The organism is Shewanella sp. KJ2020, from assembly GCF_024197625.1.
GTDB lineage: Bacteria > Pseudomonadota > Gammaproteobacteria > Enterobacterales > Shewanellaceae > Shewanella.
Genome location: NZ_JAKUKD010000030.1, coordinates 125,024 through 139,625, shown reverse-complemented (window position 1 = coordinate 139,625; position 14,602 = coordinate 125,024). Strand labels below are relative to the sequence as shown.

Genomic DNA, 14,602 nt, shown 5'->3' with positions numbered 1-14,602 from the left:
GAAATTTGTGGGGCGAATGTCACCATCACATAGTCAATAATGTTCCCAATTTATAGTGACATTCCCATATCCCTGTGGATGAACAACTGCACCTAGCAATGATCGAAATGGGCATTTTGCATGCAGAGTAAACCCAACTGCTCCTGGGATAAAATGGCGCACGCCAGTGACTGCTTGGCATTTATACAACTCACTTGCTCATCGGTTAGTTGCGTTATCGCGGCCGAATAGGCATTGGTTCTGCCGCAATCGAGCCAAATATCTCCAATTTGAACCCAATAATAGCGCGATAGATTAGAGTCAGCGGCAAACTCGACTTCAAATCCCTTCGCCTCAAAGCCATGGTGAGAGCACTCGGATAGGACCAGCCTCAGATTATCCCAAGCCGATAGCGTAACCCCGGCGTAGGCTGCTAATAGGGACTCAACAAATTGTATAGTCACGTATTTATCTCCAAGGGAATCTAAACGATTACCGCTGTGTTTCTGCCACCATTAAATAATAATCTCTGGCAGAGACAGTGAAAAAGTCCAAAACTTGCATCTTGGCCTTACCTGAATGGGCGGCAAAGGAGCGCTCATTGTCTTCGGCAATAAAGGTCAGCATATAGTTAAAATGGGGAGCAACTTGACGGCGAACTTCACTGACTAACGCCTCGAAAACACCTTGCCCACGGTGGGCTTGTTGCACCCAAATAGGCCCGTATTGGCATGAATTTGCCTTAGTTATTTTAGGCCCATGCCAATCGAGTTGGGGTAAACGATTCAGTATGGTGCGGTAAATGGGCCAATGTTCGAAAAATCCCCAACGGCCAGCAATCACATAACCGACTATCTGCTGCTCTAACTGTGCTACCACAATCCAATGGTGCTGCACTAATTCAGTCAGTTCACTGTGGGAAAACGCTTGTCCTTGCAGCCCCATATTGGCCGACGCTAGCTCATCATTAAGATGTTTTCTTTCAAATTTTACTAATAAATCAATATCTTGTAGTGTAGCCAATCGTATCTTCACCGCAATTTTCTTCCTTTTGCCGAAACAGGGGATGCGCCAGTATACAGGAGCCAAACACTAACCCCGATATTAGGTGCAGGTTATTATGGCTTTTTTACCGTACAGATTTGCTAATTATCCTTTTGTTTCCCAAACTTAATGCATATTTAGCCACTGCTAGGCGACTTTATGCTGCCCGATACTATCAATCCTAATGTGAGTCTGCTCGACAGCGATCATCAACAAGTCAATTTTGGGCGTTGGATGCACCAATGCGAATTGATCAAAAGCTTCTATAGCGCGACCAGCGTGTTTGTGATCCAATCGATTCACTCAGGTTTTGAGATTATTGTCAGCTCCATGAATGAAACCCCACTCTTCACTTCTGGCACCTTGTATCCATTAGACTTTTCCCTCTTTAAACAGTGTATTTATAGCAAGCCAGAGGGAGACTATCAAAACCTTGCGCGGTTTATGCTCGATGAATTACCGCGGGATTTTGATGGCATACAGTATATTCTCTCCCGCCCTATCGCTTGGCCCGATGGCAGTCAGTTTGGGGCGCTGTGCGTACTTAACCCGCACATGACAGATCCCCTAAGCAATGCCGCTATGTTGGAGCCATTTCAGATCCTATTGCAGCAGGATCTCTCTCTGTTGTGTCAGTACCACCGTATCGAATCACTTTCCATGCGCGATCAAGAAACTGGCATGCTCAACCATTATGGTTTTGTGATGATGGCGCCAAGACAACTCAACTTAGGCCGCCGCTTTGGTGCCCATGCGGGGATCATTTTCTTTGAATTACAATCCCCTAAAGACACAGAAAAACCCCTTGAAGAAAAACACCATAGATTACTCGGTAACTTAATCCAAGATACGATACGCACCGCCGATATTGCCGCCCATTACACAGCGACTCAGTTTGTCGTCTTGGTATTTGTGGATAGTGAGCGGGATGTAGTACACATAATGAAGCGAGTCGAAAAGCAATTAGAGCAGCAAAACCATGCGCTTAAACTCGATAGTAGTTATAGTTTTTTCACTCCGGAATCGAGCGCCAAACTAGCCCCAATGATGGAAGGGGCCCGCAGTCAACTCTTGTCAATGCGCCCTGCCGTGCCAGATACAACAACCCCCAGCGCAAGCGCGACTAACCCAGGCGCTATTTCAAGTTCTATCGACTCGAGCCTATACGATAATCCTGCGGCCGATTCAGCGGAGCTTTGAGTATTATTTGAGACGCTCATCTTGACGCTTAGCCCATTGAATAAACAAGACCACTGGATAGGGCGACATCAGTACCAGTCCTAAACCAATCAGCGTTGCGATCAATAACATGCCGCTGATGTCTAGACTCCATTGGGTCAACAGATAGATCCCAAGCCCGCAAACTAACATTAATACCCCTAACCAATGTAAAAACTTCAACAAATTCATAATAGTTTTAATTTGATCTGCCATATAAACCTCTTTAGATCTCGGGCTAAACTTGTCACACTATGGGCATGAATATGGAAAAAGGAACAGAGACAATGTTAAAACAAACATTTCTATTAAGCGCATTACTTTTTGGCTTAACCGCTTGTCAGAGCACTGACGTTACCAATCAGGACACAGTGCCATTACAGGGCAGTTGGCACATTGAGGTAGTTCAGGGTCAACCCACTATCGATTACAGCCCAGCACAAATTACCTTCGACGCCGAGGGTAAACTCCATGGCAACAACAGTTGTAATAACTTTTTCGGCCAATACACTCAGCAGGGGCAGGAACTTAAGCTTATGCCCGCAGGAAGCACGATGAAAGCCTGTGTCGATGCCCTAATGCAGCAAGAGCATAAAGTCATGCAGGCCATGCCACTCGTCGCTAAAGCAAAACTGCAGCAGGGTCGCCTCACCCTATTGAGTAGCGACGACAAACCTGTGCTAGTGTTAAGCCAAGTGAAGTAAACATAAGTCAAATAAGCCTAAGTGGTATAAATCTTAAGTCCCATAAATCTAAAAAAACCGCCAATGGCGGTTTTTTTAGATCCAATATCATCACTTAGGCTTTGGCATTCTTCGCCGCCGCATGTTCGCTTGCCGCATTTTGCTCGGCGAACACAGCGCTTTGTGCCATATCGGCATTGTAATGCTCAACATCGAGTTCATTTTCAGACTTAGCAATCACAGTCGTCGCCACGAGATCGCCCGATACGTTAACGACTGTCCGAGCCATGTCCAGAATACGGTCAATACCCGCAATTAACGCCACCCCTTCTAAGGGTAAACCTACGGTTGAAAGCACTAAGGTCAACATGACTAAGCCTGCCCCTGGTACACCCGCCGTGCCGATGGACGCCAAAGTCGCGGTTAAAATAATAGTGAGATAATCTACCCAAGTTAAATCAATACCAAAGGCCTGCGCCACAAACAGCGCAGTTACCCCTTGGTATAAAGCCGTCCCATCCATATTGATGGTGGTGCCAAGGGGCAATACAAAGCTCGAAATCTTTTTATTAACCCCGAGATACTCGCTGGCACATTTCATACTGGCGGGCAGAGTACCCGCCGAGCTTGAGGTTGTGAAAGCCACCGCCATCGCATTACTAATGCCTTTAAAAAATTGCAAAGGGTCCAGCTTAGCAAATACGCGTAACACTATGCTGTAAAAGCCTAAAACATGAATAATACAGCCAATATATACCGCAATAATCACCTTAATCAGCGGCCATAACATCTCAATGCCATATTCCCCCGCGACCCATGCCATTAGGCCAAAAACACCGTAAGGGGCGAGTTTCATCACCATATCGGTGAGTTTGTACATGGCCTCGGCTAAGCTCTCAAACACTTTGACTGCAGGTTTGCCATGGTCGCCAATCAGTACCAAAGCTATGCCCAACGCCACAGCAAATACAATGACCTGTAAAATTTGCCCACTGGCCAACGCGGCAACGGGGTTGGTTGGCACTATATCAATCAGGGTTTGCATCACCGAAGGGGCTTCCTTCACTGTCTGCACCGCATCATGCTCTAATAACGGAACGCCGGCGCCGGGCTGAATAATATAGCCCACCACTAAACCAAGGCTTATCGCAATTGCGGTGGTGGAGAGATAAAATGCAAAGGATTTGAAGCCGATCCGCCCCATCTTGGCGGTGTCTTCCATCGAAGTTACGCCGACAATTAACGAGCAAAACACCAAAGGCACAATCAGCATCTTAATGGTATTCACAAAGAGCGTGCCTATTGGTTTTAAGTAGGTCGCCTGCTCACCGAGCACCACGCCAACGGTAATACCTAACACCATACCGACAAAAATTTGTAGCCATAGCGGCACTGACATCCAATAAGACCAAGCCCGGCCTAACGCTGATGACCTCTGTTTTGACATGTTTTTAACCTTGAGTTTTAAATGATGATATGGCGAGCCCTATCCTTGGCGACACTAATTTAAGCCTCTAAATTAGCTAACCGCCGAGTCTAGCATAAGGGATAAAAATCTAAGGATGATCTGTATCACGTTGATGCCAACCGTTGCAAAATACATCAAAGACGTGCAAACAAACCACCTAAGCCTCAAAATGTCCCGTATCCACTGTCGAGGCAATTTGTTGGCGGTAAAGCGCCGCCGGAGGTTGCTCACGCTCGATTAAATAGCTCCAATAGTCATCATCAAAACCGCTAAAGAGTGACTCAGATCCCCCCTGTGATTTGAGTATCAGCCACCACCAAACTAGGCCCCATAATCCAAACGTCAGTAAGGTTAAGATAAAATGCAATCCATGATGAATTTGCTGATCTTTTTTAGCATCATAGACCTGCAAACATCTAAGTTTAAAGCGGCGGCTAGACTTAACGAATCCCATAGTAGACTCACTAATCTTAAGGTAGAAAAACCTAATACAAGCCTAGCAGATTAGACTTTAGTCGTACAAAGTTTCACCATTAAAAACTGCAACTCCAGGCAAAACCTTACCCCACTCGTTATCCCTGTTCGTTCCATGCTAAAGTGAGCCGCCCAAATGTCCTACCCAACAAGAGCGGTATTGTCGAATAACCGCCAAGGAGTTGTTATATGTTGATCCGTAAAGCTACAGCGCAGGATCTCACCGCCTTAGTACAATTTAATCAGGCGATGGCCCAAGAAACCGAAGGCTTAGTGTTAGATGAAACCACACTCACTAAAGGTGTCAGTACGCTACTCAATGCACCTGAAAAAGGCTTTTATCTTGTGGCACAAATCGCCGAGGAGATTGTGGGTTCGCTAATGGTAACATTCGAATGGAGTGACTGGCGCGCCAAGGATTATTACTGGATCCAAAGCGTGTATATTCGCCCGCAAAATCGTCGTCAGGGCATTTATGGCAAACTCTATAACGAAGTTAAGCACTTAGCCGAGCTCAATGGCGGCGCCGCCAGTTTCCGTCTGTATGTCGAGCAGGAAAATATTAACGCGCAGCAAACTTACCAAGCACTGGGGATGAAGCAAAGCTACTACCTGATGTACGAAGAAAAATAAGTTATTCAACATATTATCTATAAAAAAACAGGATCGAGCCTATGGCCAGATCCTGTTTTTTTAAGACTAAAAACAAAAACTAACGGAAGAAACCAAACAGAATTGCCGTCATGGCCAACAGACCCGCAATCACCACGAAGATATTACTGAACCGGCCACGGTGCGCTTTTAATGCTGGCACTTTATACACAGCGTACATAGGCATTAAGTACAGAATAGCCGCGATAATTGGACCACCTAAAGCTTCAATCATATTCAAAATACTTGGGTTTTTGATTGCCACGGCCCAAATCGTCACAAACATAAACACCAGAATAAATTTGTTGATTTTTTGCTCTGAGATGCCTTTTTTATTCGCGTCTAACTGCTTAACAATAATCCCCTTCATCCCTTCTGTCGCGCCCATGTAATGGCCAAAGAAAGAAGAAACTATCGCGATAAAGGCGATTAATGGGCCAAAGTAGCTCACAAAACCACTGTTATGTACGTTTGCGAGATAAGACAGAATCGGCAGGTTTTGCGCTTTCGCATCGGCGAGTTGCTCAGGTGATAGGGACAACACGCAGGAGAACACGAATAACATCACAAAGCCGACTAACATCATGGAGGTATTGCGCAGAATCACATCCGCCTTACGGGCCGCATTTGCCCCATGGTCACGTTTTAGGGAAACCGAAAACTGTGAAATCGCGGGAGAATGGTTAAAGGCAAACACTAAAACTGGAATCGTTAACCACACAGTGCCTAAAAAAGCCCCTGCTTCTGGCACAACCTGCAGCGCATCCATTTTCCATTCTGGGATTAAATAAATCGACATAAATGCCAAGATACCCACCAGCGGATATACCAGTAGCTGGGTCACTTTGAGCATAAACTTCTCACCTGCGACCATCACCGCCATCATCCCGAAGATCAGTACGCCAGAGAGCAGAAAACGCGGTGGAGAGGCCATGCCCAATTGGTTCACAATAAAGCTATCAACCGTATTGGTAATACCCACACCATAAATTAGCACTATGGGATAAATGGCAAAGAAGTACAGCAAGGTAATGGCTTTACCCGCACCAATGCCAAAATGTTCTTCCACAACTTGGGTAATATCACTACCCGGAATGCTCGATGAACACACAAAGCGTGAAAGGCCGCGGTGGGCTAAATAGGTCATAGGACCTATGATCACCGCCATTAATACGAGGGGCCAAAAACCGCCCATGCCCGCATTAATAGGTAAAAACAAAATACCAGCACCGACGGCGGTACCAAATAAACTCAGCATCCAAGTGGTGTCTTGGCGTGTCCAAGATAAACCTTTTTTTGTGTCCTGTTCCTGCGTGCTTTGGGGTGTTCCAAGAACACTGGTCGCATCTTTTTGCATATAAAAGTTACCTTACGGTGTGACTGGCATAAAAAATTCGCGGTAAGGATAACCAAAAAGCGATCTCAAAAGTTGATCTGACACCATTTTAAGTAAGAGAATTTCAAGTTAAGCCAGTATTGGGATCTAGATCTATGATTATGTGTAATAAATTTTCAAAACAGCATCAAAAAGATCACATAAAAACATCAGAAAACACAATAAATTCACCACAGAACCTAGATTGCGACATCCAGCATCCGCAGATAAAAACGCCGGAACGGATTAAGGTCGCAAAAAACTCAAAAACCAAGCATTCATCCACAAGTGCCAACAAAACATTGAACTAGATCACTCGGTCAATTGTTAAATTTTCACAACTTGCTACATTGCAGGGCGCCAAAATTCCCATAAAAAAGGCCCAATTTAATGGGCCTTTTGTCTGGCTATGTTGAGCCGTCAGTTAAGGTTTTTGCAGACTTAACTCGGTCGTCGACACTACCGCAGGCGCTATATCGGCCTCCTTAAATAACAGGGGGCGGAAGCTCTTCGCATCTGAGTATAAGAGGCTTTGATCGGTAAACTCTGGCGTCAGAATATTGCTCGACTCGGAGTAAGTTAAAATCCCCCGCGCCACTGGACCATCGTCGGTAAAACTCACCGCCATCATCCAACTCGAACCGTAGCGGATCTGATATCCCTTAGCCGTCAAGCCAGAGCTCATCGCCTTACCTGTTACCACATCCATCACTGGGGCATATTTATGCTGCGGGATCAGAGTGTCATCACCGGATAAACTGGTGGAAAACACATTGAACCCACCTTCGGCATTGTGGCTCCCCGGCCAAGGTAAACGCGCACCGCTTGGCGTACCATTAGGCAGGGATTTTTCCACAAATTGCACCTCACCTAGGGGCGCATCTAAGGCAAAGCCTGCAGCCTCCAAGTTCAGTGCGCCGTGGGCAAGCGCGACTAACGCACTGCCATCTGTCGTTAACGTTTTAGGTGTAGTAGCAGCATTGGCGACATCGAACCCTTGGGTCAGCATAGTCGCTTGGCTAAATTGATGGGCAAACTCACGCAGTAAGGCACCGCCTTTGCTATCGTTATCTTGCTTACCATTCCATGCCTTTAATGCCGCGCAAGCTGAAGTAATATCCTTAGATAAACCCGCCGACACCACCACAGGCGTGCTGCCCTGTGCATCACATTGGGCGAGTAACTCTGGCAACACCAATTCGGCTAAATAGCTGCGGTTGGATAATACCGAGGCTTCGAGTTCTTCTAGGCTAAACTTGCCATCAGCCCCAGCGCCGTCCTGCATTAGGGTGAGTCCCATACGAGTGCGCAGTGATAACTGCCCCGCTTCTTCACCATACATGGGCGAGAAGTAAGTCAGCGGTTCATCCAAGTTAGTTGACCAGAAGGAATCATTGGAGTTTTGCACAAAGTCGCTGCGCTCAAGCTTAGGCGCACGCTCATAGGGGGTTGGGCCGCTAAAGCTAAACAAAGAGGTATTACCCGGTAAAATAGTAAAGCCCGCTTTCTCTTTTGCCGCCTTAATATCCGGTGAAGTCTTTAGCACTACAACTGCCGATTCGGAGAGCCCAGGCACGGTTGAGTCATCGATGTAAAAGGCATTACCTTCTTTATCGGCGTACATAGTATTATTGAAGATGACACCATCATAGTCCTTAAACGCCTGTTGGAACTCGGTTTTATTCGTTGCCATATTCATGGCTAACCAATGATCCACAGGGTCCATCGTCCCCATATTGGCATCTTGGATCATAAAGGCACTGCCATCATCCCAACCAAAAGGCGCAAGCGTAGGCGGCGCTTCCACCATAGGGCCTTTAGCCGTGGTGTAAATATCCTTCTCTGCCACTAGGATCCCCGCAGGACCCGCGTTAACCAGAATAGATACGGTTTCTTTAGTGATCGGCATTGGCTGACCATCGAACAAATACTGCATGCGATCGCCCGAGACTAACTCTAGGTTATACATGACAAAATGTTCGGCGGTTGAGAAGGTATGCGTCCAAGCTAAGTCTTTGTTAAAGCCGATATTAATCGGTCCTGGCATACCCACAAGTGAGCCGCCCATCATATCTAAATGCCCAGGGATAGTGATATGGGACTGCCAGAAGCGCAGGTTCCCCGTGTGTGGGAAATGGGGATTGCCCAGCACCATACCTTTACCGTTTTCGGTTTTATCTTTACCTAAACCCCAACCGTTTGAACCAAGATCACGGGGATTGGTCTCTGGCGTCGTAATACGAGCCGTGCGGGCCAGTAACTTAGACTGCATATTCGCGACAAAGGCGGTTTGCGCTTGGCTTGGCGCTGGCCCGACGATGCGCGGCATATATTCCTGCGCATCTCCAGGGTTGGCGTAGAAAATCAAATCGAGGAAGTTAGCTGCGCCAGGTAATAAAGCAATAGAAAACAGATAGGTAACAACATCCTCTGGCACTATGGGTTTCACCCAAGGCTGGCCGTTACAGAAAGGTTCCGCCGTCTGTTTACCCGCTTCAACATCACTCAGGTATTGGTTATAGCCAGCGGTAAAACCTTGGATCAACGCCCGAGAGTTTTCACTAAACTGCGGCCACTTAGCTTCGGCTTGCTCCCTGATCTTCAAGGCCTTATAGCCAAAGTCAGAGATCAGGTTACCGTTATCTTCCGCCGTGGGTTGCCCAGTGGTGAAATCAATCGACGCGTGGGGGCCAAAGTACATAGAACGTTGTGAATTAGCCTTAATAAAACCATCGGCCAGTACACACAGGTTATCCTGCGCCTGTGCATAGCCACTACCAAATCCTAAACTTTCTAAGTTATCGGCTTGAATGTGTGGCACGCCATAGGTGGTTCGGCGAATGCTGGCTTTAAGCAGGCCATTGGGAGCAAAGGTTTGCAGTTTATTTTCAGGTTCAGTCGGTGTAGAGCTATCTTCGCTATCATTACAACCTGAGAGCATTACCCCGCAGGCGATCCCCATAGCGATCACGAGTTTGTTGAATTTCATTATTATTATCTCTTGGTTTGGTTCCTTCAATTGCGTGACATATAACCTTACTGCCTACCCCGCCCAACTTACTGAAGGAGCAATAATCACATGTCGCTTCCTAGTATCTAAGGCTGGCTATTTCCTCCCTAGCATGGGCATTTTTACTGAGCTTCGCCGCCAACTGTGGCAAAATAGAAAACCCAAACGCTTAGACACCTCTGACCATTTAAGCAATGATTCAAACGAGCGTCTACATTAAAACCAGAAATAAATAACTTATATGCAACAAAACATTATCAAGATTGTTGTGGGCTCTAAAAACCCAGTCAAAATCAATGCCGCAGCCAATGCGATGGCACAGCTATTCCCAGAATATGAGATCCAAACTCGGGGTATGGACGCACCTTCTGGCGTCCCCGCGCAGCCCATGACAGATAGCGATACCCGTCAAGGCGCCATCAATCGGGTTAACTATTGCCAGCAGCAGGTAGAAGCCGACTACTATTTTGCGATGGAAGGTGGCGTCGATTACTTCGATTTTGGCCCCGCCACTTTCGCCTATATTGCCATCGGCCATAAAGACCAACTTGCCATTGGCCGCAGCGCAATTTTACCTTTGCCAATGCAGGTTTATCGGGCATTAAAAACGGGTGAAGAGCTTGGGCATGTGATGGATAGGCTATTTAATACCGTCAATATTAAGCAAAAAGGCGGCGCCATAGGTTTACTGACCCACGGCCATGCGACCCGTGAGAGCAATTACACCCAGGCGATTATTCTTGCCATGGCTCCACTATTAAATCCCGACATTTACAGATAATTTTTGTTAATCAGATGTTGCAAGCACAATTAAAGCCCGCTAACTTAGTTGTGACTTACAACTAAGTCCATTCAAACCAAACGCACACTATGCGACTCCCACTGTACACACTGGTTTTACTATGGCGCAAATGACAACAGATTTACCGGAAACGATGACGCACACAACCTGCTCTTCCAGCCAACTTAGGCAGTTATCCCGTTCAATGGTAAGACATTTAGGCATGCTAAATGCCGCCTGCGGGGATTTACCCCTTTCACCTGTGCAAGCCCATGCATTGTTTGAAATTGGCCGTCAACCACAGACGATTAAAGAACTCGCCTATAGACTCAGCATAGATAAATCCAATGCCAGTCGAGCGATTAGCCATCTGGTCGAAAAAAAGCTCGCCCAGAGTCAAATTCATCCTAGGGATAACCGTTGTTTAGTTGTGCAGATCACGACTGCTGGCAAAAAATTATTAGCTAAGTTAGATACCCAGCAAAATCGGCTATTTCAAGATATCTTAGCCCAACTCACTCCGGCACAAACCCAGCAAATAGAGCAAGCACTGATGTTGTATAACCAAGCGATTCATAATGCTAAGCAGCAAAATGGCTGTCTTATCCGCCAAGCCAAAGCCGAAGATGATGCCGCGATCGCTCAGGTGATCCGCGCCGTATCCGCCGAATACGGTTTAACCGCAGATAAAGGCTATAGCGTGGCCGATCCCACCTTAGATTGTCTCAGCCAGATTTATTCGCAAACGGGCGCCAATTATTGGGTGATAGAAGTTGAGGGGCGCGTCCTCGGCGGCGCCGGCATTGCTCCACTGGCAAATAACGATGGCGTGTGTGAACTGCAAAAGATGTACTTTATGCCAGAAATCCGCGGCAAGGGACTCGCTAAACGTGTGGCATTGATGGCACTGGATTTTGCCCGTGAAGCGGGTTACCAAAGTTGTTATTTAGAAACCACAGCCGTGCTAAATGAAGCCATAAAACTCTATGAAAAATTAGGTTTTATCCACCTTTCGGCGCCGCTGGGTAACACAGGACACGATGCCTGCGAAATCCCCATGTTGTTGAACCTTAAGCCAGCATAAAGCTAAACCTATCACTCACAGTACCAAACCCATATCGCCATTTATGGGTTTCTTGCTGCTTTTTATAAATAGAATGTGACCTTAATTATCAGTCTTAAAGCATAGTTTTTCTGTCACTAAATGCATTAAAATATAGGCAATTTCACTTTATCAACATTAATTAATTGAAAAGCGATTGATACTATTTTGTTAATAGCATTAGATAGGGAACATTATGCTAAATTGGATTTTTAGTGATAGTAAACTCACACTGCGCGATATTTGTTTAGACTCGGCAATTTCGACCCCCAAGAAAATACAAAAAATTGAGAAATACCTCGCTAACGGTGGGGATCTCAATTTTATTGACCCTAATATTTCCCCCTGTAATGTCTTAGTCCCGCTTTCCCGCAGCCCGGAGTCGGATTTAACGCTTATCCAGTATCTACTCGAGAAAGGCGCACAGATTGAATGCAATGGTTTCAGTGCCTTACATTCTGCTATCGAATATAATAATCCTGAGTTAGTTAAGCTTTACCTTGCATCCGGTGCCAATCTTTACTACCAAAATCAATACAATAATTGCTGGTTGAACTATTTATTTCACCCTAATCCGCAGTATATCTATCAGGATCATCAACGTCGAGATATGATCGATCTTCTACTTGCTGCTAAGTTAGACATCAATAAACCGGTGAGTTTTTGGACCAATGGTGAGCTAAATCATCCGTTAGAAATATTAGTCGATGAGCGAAATAAAGATCTGTTTCTGCATATCATTAATAAAGACATTCCACTGGATATTGGTGAATTAAGCCTGATTGAAAATGTTATTACTTCGAGCGATTTTTGGGGGATTGAAGCCTTTTCACCTTTAGTGAAACGCTTTCCTCACTTTAAAAAGTCACGCTATATTATGGCGAATGACAGTAGCTTTTGGGATGATGCGAATCTATTAGAACTGTGCGTTTACGCCAAAGCGCAGGAATACACTGAATACCTGTTAGACCATTATCCACAACTCAAAGCCGACTCCCACGCTAAAAGCTTGGTCTATGCGGCATCGACCTCGGAATTTGACCTCAGAATTATCGAAAAATTGATTAAGGCGACCGTCGATATCAATCGCATCTATAGGATGACACCGCCTGACGCCGACCATTCACCCGTGCTCAACCAATTTATTAATAACGCCCCATTTACCGATGTGAATAAACGGCCTTATATCTATCAAGCCGCTGAACTGCTGCTCAAATATGGGGCTAATCCAAATGCCGAATTTATGAACACGGGTAAACCCTATGAAATGTTGGCCTGGTCGAACTTACGACTATTGGTTTATCCGATGGTCGAGAAGAAAACCTTTTTACCCGAGTTTCTCGACCTCTTCATAAAATATGGTATGGATATCAATAAAAAATTTGGTGCTGTGGATGAACCAAGCTTACTGACTATCTGCCAGCGCGGTTCGGGGAAAGAAGATCAAGCCACGCTTATCCAAGTGATGGAATATCTGCTCACTAAGGGACTGGATTTAAGCCTCACCAATATCTACAACACTAACTATGTTTCTGCGGCGGCTATCTCCTGTCGAACCCAAGTACTTGAATGGCTTATTAACCAAGGCGGGGATATTTTTACCCATTGCGGCCACGATAATTCGCCTATTCTGCACAAGGCGATTTCGACCTACTGGTGGGATCAAATCACTGGCCCCATGCGACGTAATACTGTGGAACTCTTACTGCGCCACGGAGCTAAAATTGAAGAATTCTCAGTCGATGAGCAATTTACGCCACTCATGTGCGCCTGTTACTACGGCGCGCAGTCCTGTGTAGAAGCCCTACTCGAACATGGCGCAAACCCTAATGCCATCAATGCTGAAGATACCACCCCTGCCCTTTGCGCCCTAATAGGTGGCAGTTCCATCGAGTTTCCTCGCTTTGAATCAACAGCGGTACGGATTTTAAAGCTATTGCAGCAATATGGCGCCGACTTAACGGCTGAAAACTGCCGCGGCAATAGCCCACTGGTCGCGGCAATTGAGCTGGAATATAAGGAGATTTTCGAAGCACTGCTGCAAATCGTGCCCTATAGCGAAACTCAGCTTGAGCGAGCACTCGAAGTGGCAGAGCCAGAAAGCTATTTCAGCCGTCGACTGCTGCAAACACTGGGGCGCGAGATACCGCCAGCATCAGCAAGCCTATCCCATTCAAATCTATCCCATTCAAATCTATCCCATTCAAATCTATCCCATACTAATCTATCCCATAATAGTGAAGTACCGACAACAGCTTCGAGCAATGCCGATCCGATAACGGCTAATCCACAAGCGTCTGGGGTGAATGTCACACCTGTGCCCGCCAAACAAACCCGATTAGAGGTGAGCAATGCGGCGGCAAATCGAGGGCAAATTCCAACGCTGCTGGATCTCAAAACCAAAGTACAGAGCTTTTTTAAACTGATCGCCACCGATCCCACGATCACAGTTGAGCAATTCGATTCGGTGAGAGCCCTTATCGATCAATTGATTGAAAAGCTCGACCACTTTAGCTTTTTCCGCAATCAAGCGACAAAGGCCGAATTTGAGGAAGGTGTTCAAGAATATATCGATGAAACCGTCGAAGAAATTAACGGAATTATCGAGGATGATTATCCTGCACTTACCGAAGCCTTAGTCGATTCCGTCTGGATAATTTTGCAGTACTTTAAAGTTGAGATTGATATCGAGACCGCGCTAAGAAAGCGTTTTTGGTAACGGTTTAGCACCTTGGCTGCCATGAGCACACGAATAAAGCCCCAACGTTGGGGCTTTATGCTTTCAAGGGTAAGCCTGACAAAAAGTGCCACTTAGGA

13 protein-coding genes are annotated in these 14,602 nt (G+C 46.0%); 6 read left to right on the top strand and 7 right to left on the bottom strand.

From position 1 onward, the window contains the following. Positions 1–92: 92 nt before the first annotated feature. Together MJO46_RS16020 and MJO46_RS16015 are read right to left on the bottom strand one after the other, a co-directional pair. On the bottom strand, positions 93–443 hold the full coding sequence (locus MJO46_RS16020) for a hypothetical protein (RefSeq protein ID WP_253990184.1): 351 nt from the start codon (positions 441–443) through the stop codon (positions 93–95). A 28-nt stretch (positions 444–471) separates the two neighbouring features. Then, on the bottom strand, positions 472–1,014 hold the full coding sequence (locus MJO46_RS16015) for a GNAT family N-acetyltransferase (protein WP_253990183.1): 543 nt from the start codon (positions 1,012–1,014) through the stop codon (positions 472–474). Positions 1,015–1,182: 168 nt separating this feature from the next. Between MJO46_RS16015 and MJO46_RS16010 the strand changes: the two genes are divergently transcribed. Next, complete coding sequence (locus MJO46_RS16010) at positions 1,183–2,223, top strand: GGDEF domain-containing protein (RefSeq protein ID WP_253990182.1); 1,041 nt, start codon at positions 1,183–1,185, stop codon at positions 2,221–2,223. A gap of 3 nt (positions 2,224–2,226) precedes the next feature. On the opposite strand, the gene MJO46_RS16005 is transcribed toward MJO46_RS16010, so the two are convergent. Then, a complete protein-coding gene (locus MJO46_RS16005; RefSeq protein WP_253990181.1) occupies positions 2,227–2,457 on the bottom strand; it encodes a hypothetical protein in 231 nt (76 codons plus the stop codon). A gap of 71 nt (positions 2,458–2,528) precedes the next feature. Here MJO46_RS16005 and MJO46_RS16000 point away from each other — a divergent pair, with 71 nt between their 5' ends. Further along, positions 2,529–2,945: an META domain-containing protein gene (locus tag MJO46_RS16000; RefSeq protein WP_253990180.1), complete on the top strand. Its 417-nt coding sequence runs from the start codon at positions 2,529–2,531 to the stop codon at positions 2,943–2,945. Between the two features lie 94 nt (positions 2,946–3,039). Here the strand turns inward: MJO46_RS16000 and MJO46_RS15995 are convergent, their stop codons facing one another. Both MJO46_RS15995 and MJO46_RS15990 read right to left on the bottom strand, forming a co-directional pair. Continuing rightward, positions 3,040–4,371, bottom strand: coding sequence for a dicarboxylate/amino acid:cation symporter (locus MJO46_RS15995; RefSeq protein WP_253990179.1), 1,332 nt, complete (start codon positions 4,369–4,371; stop codon positions 3,040–3,042). A gap of 178 nt (positions 4,372–4,549) precedes the next feature. Continuing rightward, positions 4,550–4,846 (bottom strand): hypothetical protein, encoded by a 297-nt coding sequence (locus MJO46_RS15990; RefSeq protein ID WP_253990178.1) that lies wholly within the window; start codon positions 4,844–4,846, stop codon positions 4,550–4,552. A gap of 209 nt (positions 4,847–5,055) precedes the next feature. On the opposite strand from MJO46_RS15990, the gene MJO46_RS15985 reads away from it, so the two are divergent. Next, positions 5,056–5,499, top strand: coding sequence for a GNAT family N-acetyltransferase (locus MJO46_RS15985; protein WP_253990177.1), 444 nt, complete (start codon positions 5,056–5,058; stop codon positions 5,497–5,499). 79 nt (positions 5,500–5,578) lie between these two features. Here MJO46_RS15985 and MJO46_RS15980 read toward each other — a convergent pair whose 3' ends face one another. Together MJO46_RS15980 and MJO46_RS15975 are read right to left on the bottom strand one after the other, a co-directional pair. After that, positions 5,579–6,874: an HAAAP family serine/threonine permease gene (locus tag MJO46_RS15980; RefSeq protein WP_253990176.1), complete on the bottom strand. Its 1,296-nt coding sequence runs from the start codon at positions 6,872–6,874 to the stop codon at positions 5,579–5,581. 442 nt (positions 6,875–7,316) lie between these two features. After that, the gene (locus MJO46_RS15975) at positions 7,317–9,881 is read right to left on the bottom strand and encodes an acylase (protein WP_253990175.1); all 2,565 of its coding nucleotides are present in this window, start codon (positions 9,879–9,881) and stop codon (positions 7,317–7,319) included. Between the two features lie 262 nt (positions 9,882–10,143). On the opposite strand from MJO46_RS15975, the gene yjjX reads away from it, so the two are divergent. The 3 genes from yjjX (at position 10,144) to MJO46_RS15960 (ending at position 14,504) form a co-directional block, all read left to right on the top strand. Beyond that, positions 10,144–10,683: an inosine/xanthosine triphosphatase gene (yjjX, locus tag MJO46_RS15970; RefSeq protein WP_253990174.1), complete on the top strand. Its 540-nt coding sequence runs from the start codon at positions 10,144–10,146 to the stop codon at positions 10,681–10,683. Between the two features lie 121 nt (positions 10,684–10,804). Continuing rightward, positions 10,805–11,767, top strand: a complete 963-nt coding sequence (locus tag MJO46_RS15965) for a bifunctional helix-turn-helix transcriptional regulator/GNAT family N-acetyltransferase (RefSeq protein WP_253990173.1) — start codon at positions 10,805–10,807, stop codon at positions 11,765–11,767. 214 nt (positions 11,768–11,981) lie between these two features. Further along, on the top strand, positions 11,982–14,504 hold the full coding sequence (locus MJO46_RS15960) for an ankyrin repeat domain-containing protein (RefSeq protein WP_253990172.1): 2,523 nt from the start codon (positions 11,982–11,984) through the stop codon (positions 14,502–14,504). Positions 14,505–14,602: the final 98 nt, after the last annotated feature.

Coding starts and splice junctions, on each gene's coding strand:
- MJO46_RS15960 (WP_253990172.1), top strand. CDS start 11,982: ATGCTAAATTGGATTTTTAGTGATAGTAAACTCACACTGCGCGATATT.
- yjjX (WP_253990174.1), top strand. CDS start 10,144: ATGCAACAAAACATTATCAAGATTGTTGTGGGCTCTAAAAACCCAGTC.
- MJO46_RS15995 (WP_253990179.1), bottom strand. CDS start 4,371: ATGTCAAAACAGAGGTCATCAGCGTTAGGCCGGGCTTGGTCTTATTGG.
- MJO46_RS16005 (WP_253990181.1), bottom strand. CDS start 2,457: ATGGCAGATCAAATTAAAACTATTATGAATTTGTTGAAGTTTTTACAT.
- MJO46_RS15980 (WP_253990176.1), bottom strand. CDS start 6,874: ATGCAAAAAGATGCGACCAGTGTTCTTGGAACACCCCAAAGCACGCAG.
- MJO46_RS15965 (WP_253990173.1), top strand. CDS start 10,805: ATGGCGCAAATGACAACAGATTTACCGGAAACGATGACGCACACAACC.
- MJO46_RS15975 (WP_253990175.1), bottom strand. CDS start 9,881: ATGAAATTCAACAAACTCGTGATCGCTATGGGGATCGCCTGCGGGGTA.
- MJO46_RS15990 (WP_253990178.1), bottom strand. CDS start 4,846: ATGGGATTCGTTAAGTCTAGCCGCCGCTTTAAACTTAGATGTTTGCAG.
- MJO46_RS15985 (WP_253990177.1), top strand. CDS start 5,056: ATGTTGATCCGTAAAGCTACAGCGCAGGATCTCACCGCCTTAGTACAA.
- MJO46_RS16010 (WP_253990182.1), top strand. CDS start 1,183: ATGCTGCCCGATACTATCAATCCTAATGTGAGTCTGCTCGACAGCGAT.
- MJO46_RS16000 (WP_253990180.1), top strand. CDS start 2,529: ATGTTAAAACAAACATTTCTATTAAGCGCATTACTTTTTGGCTTAACC.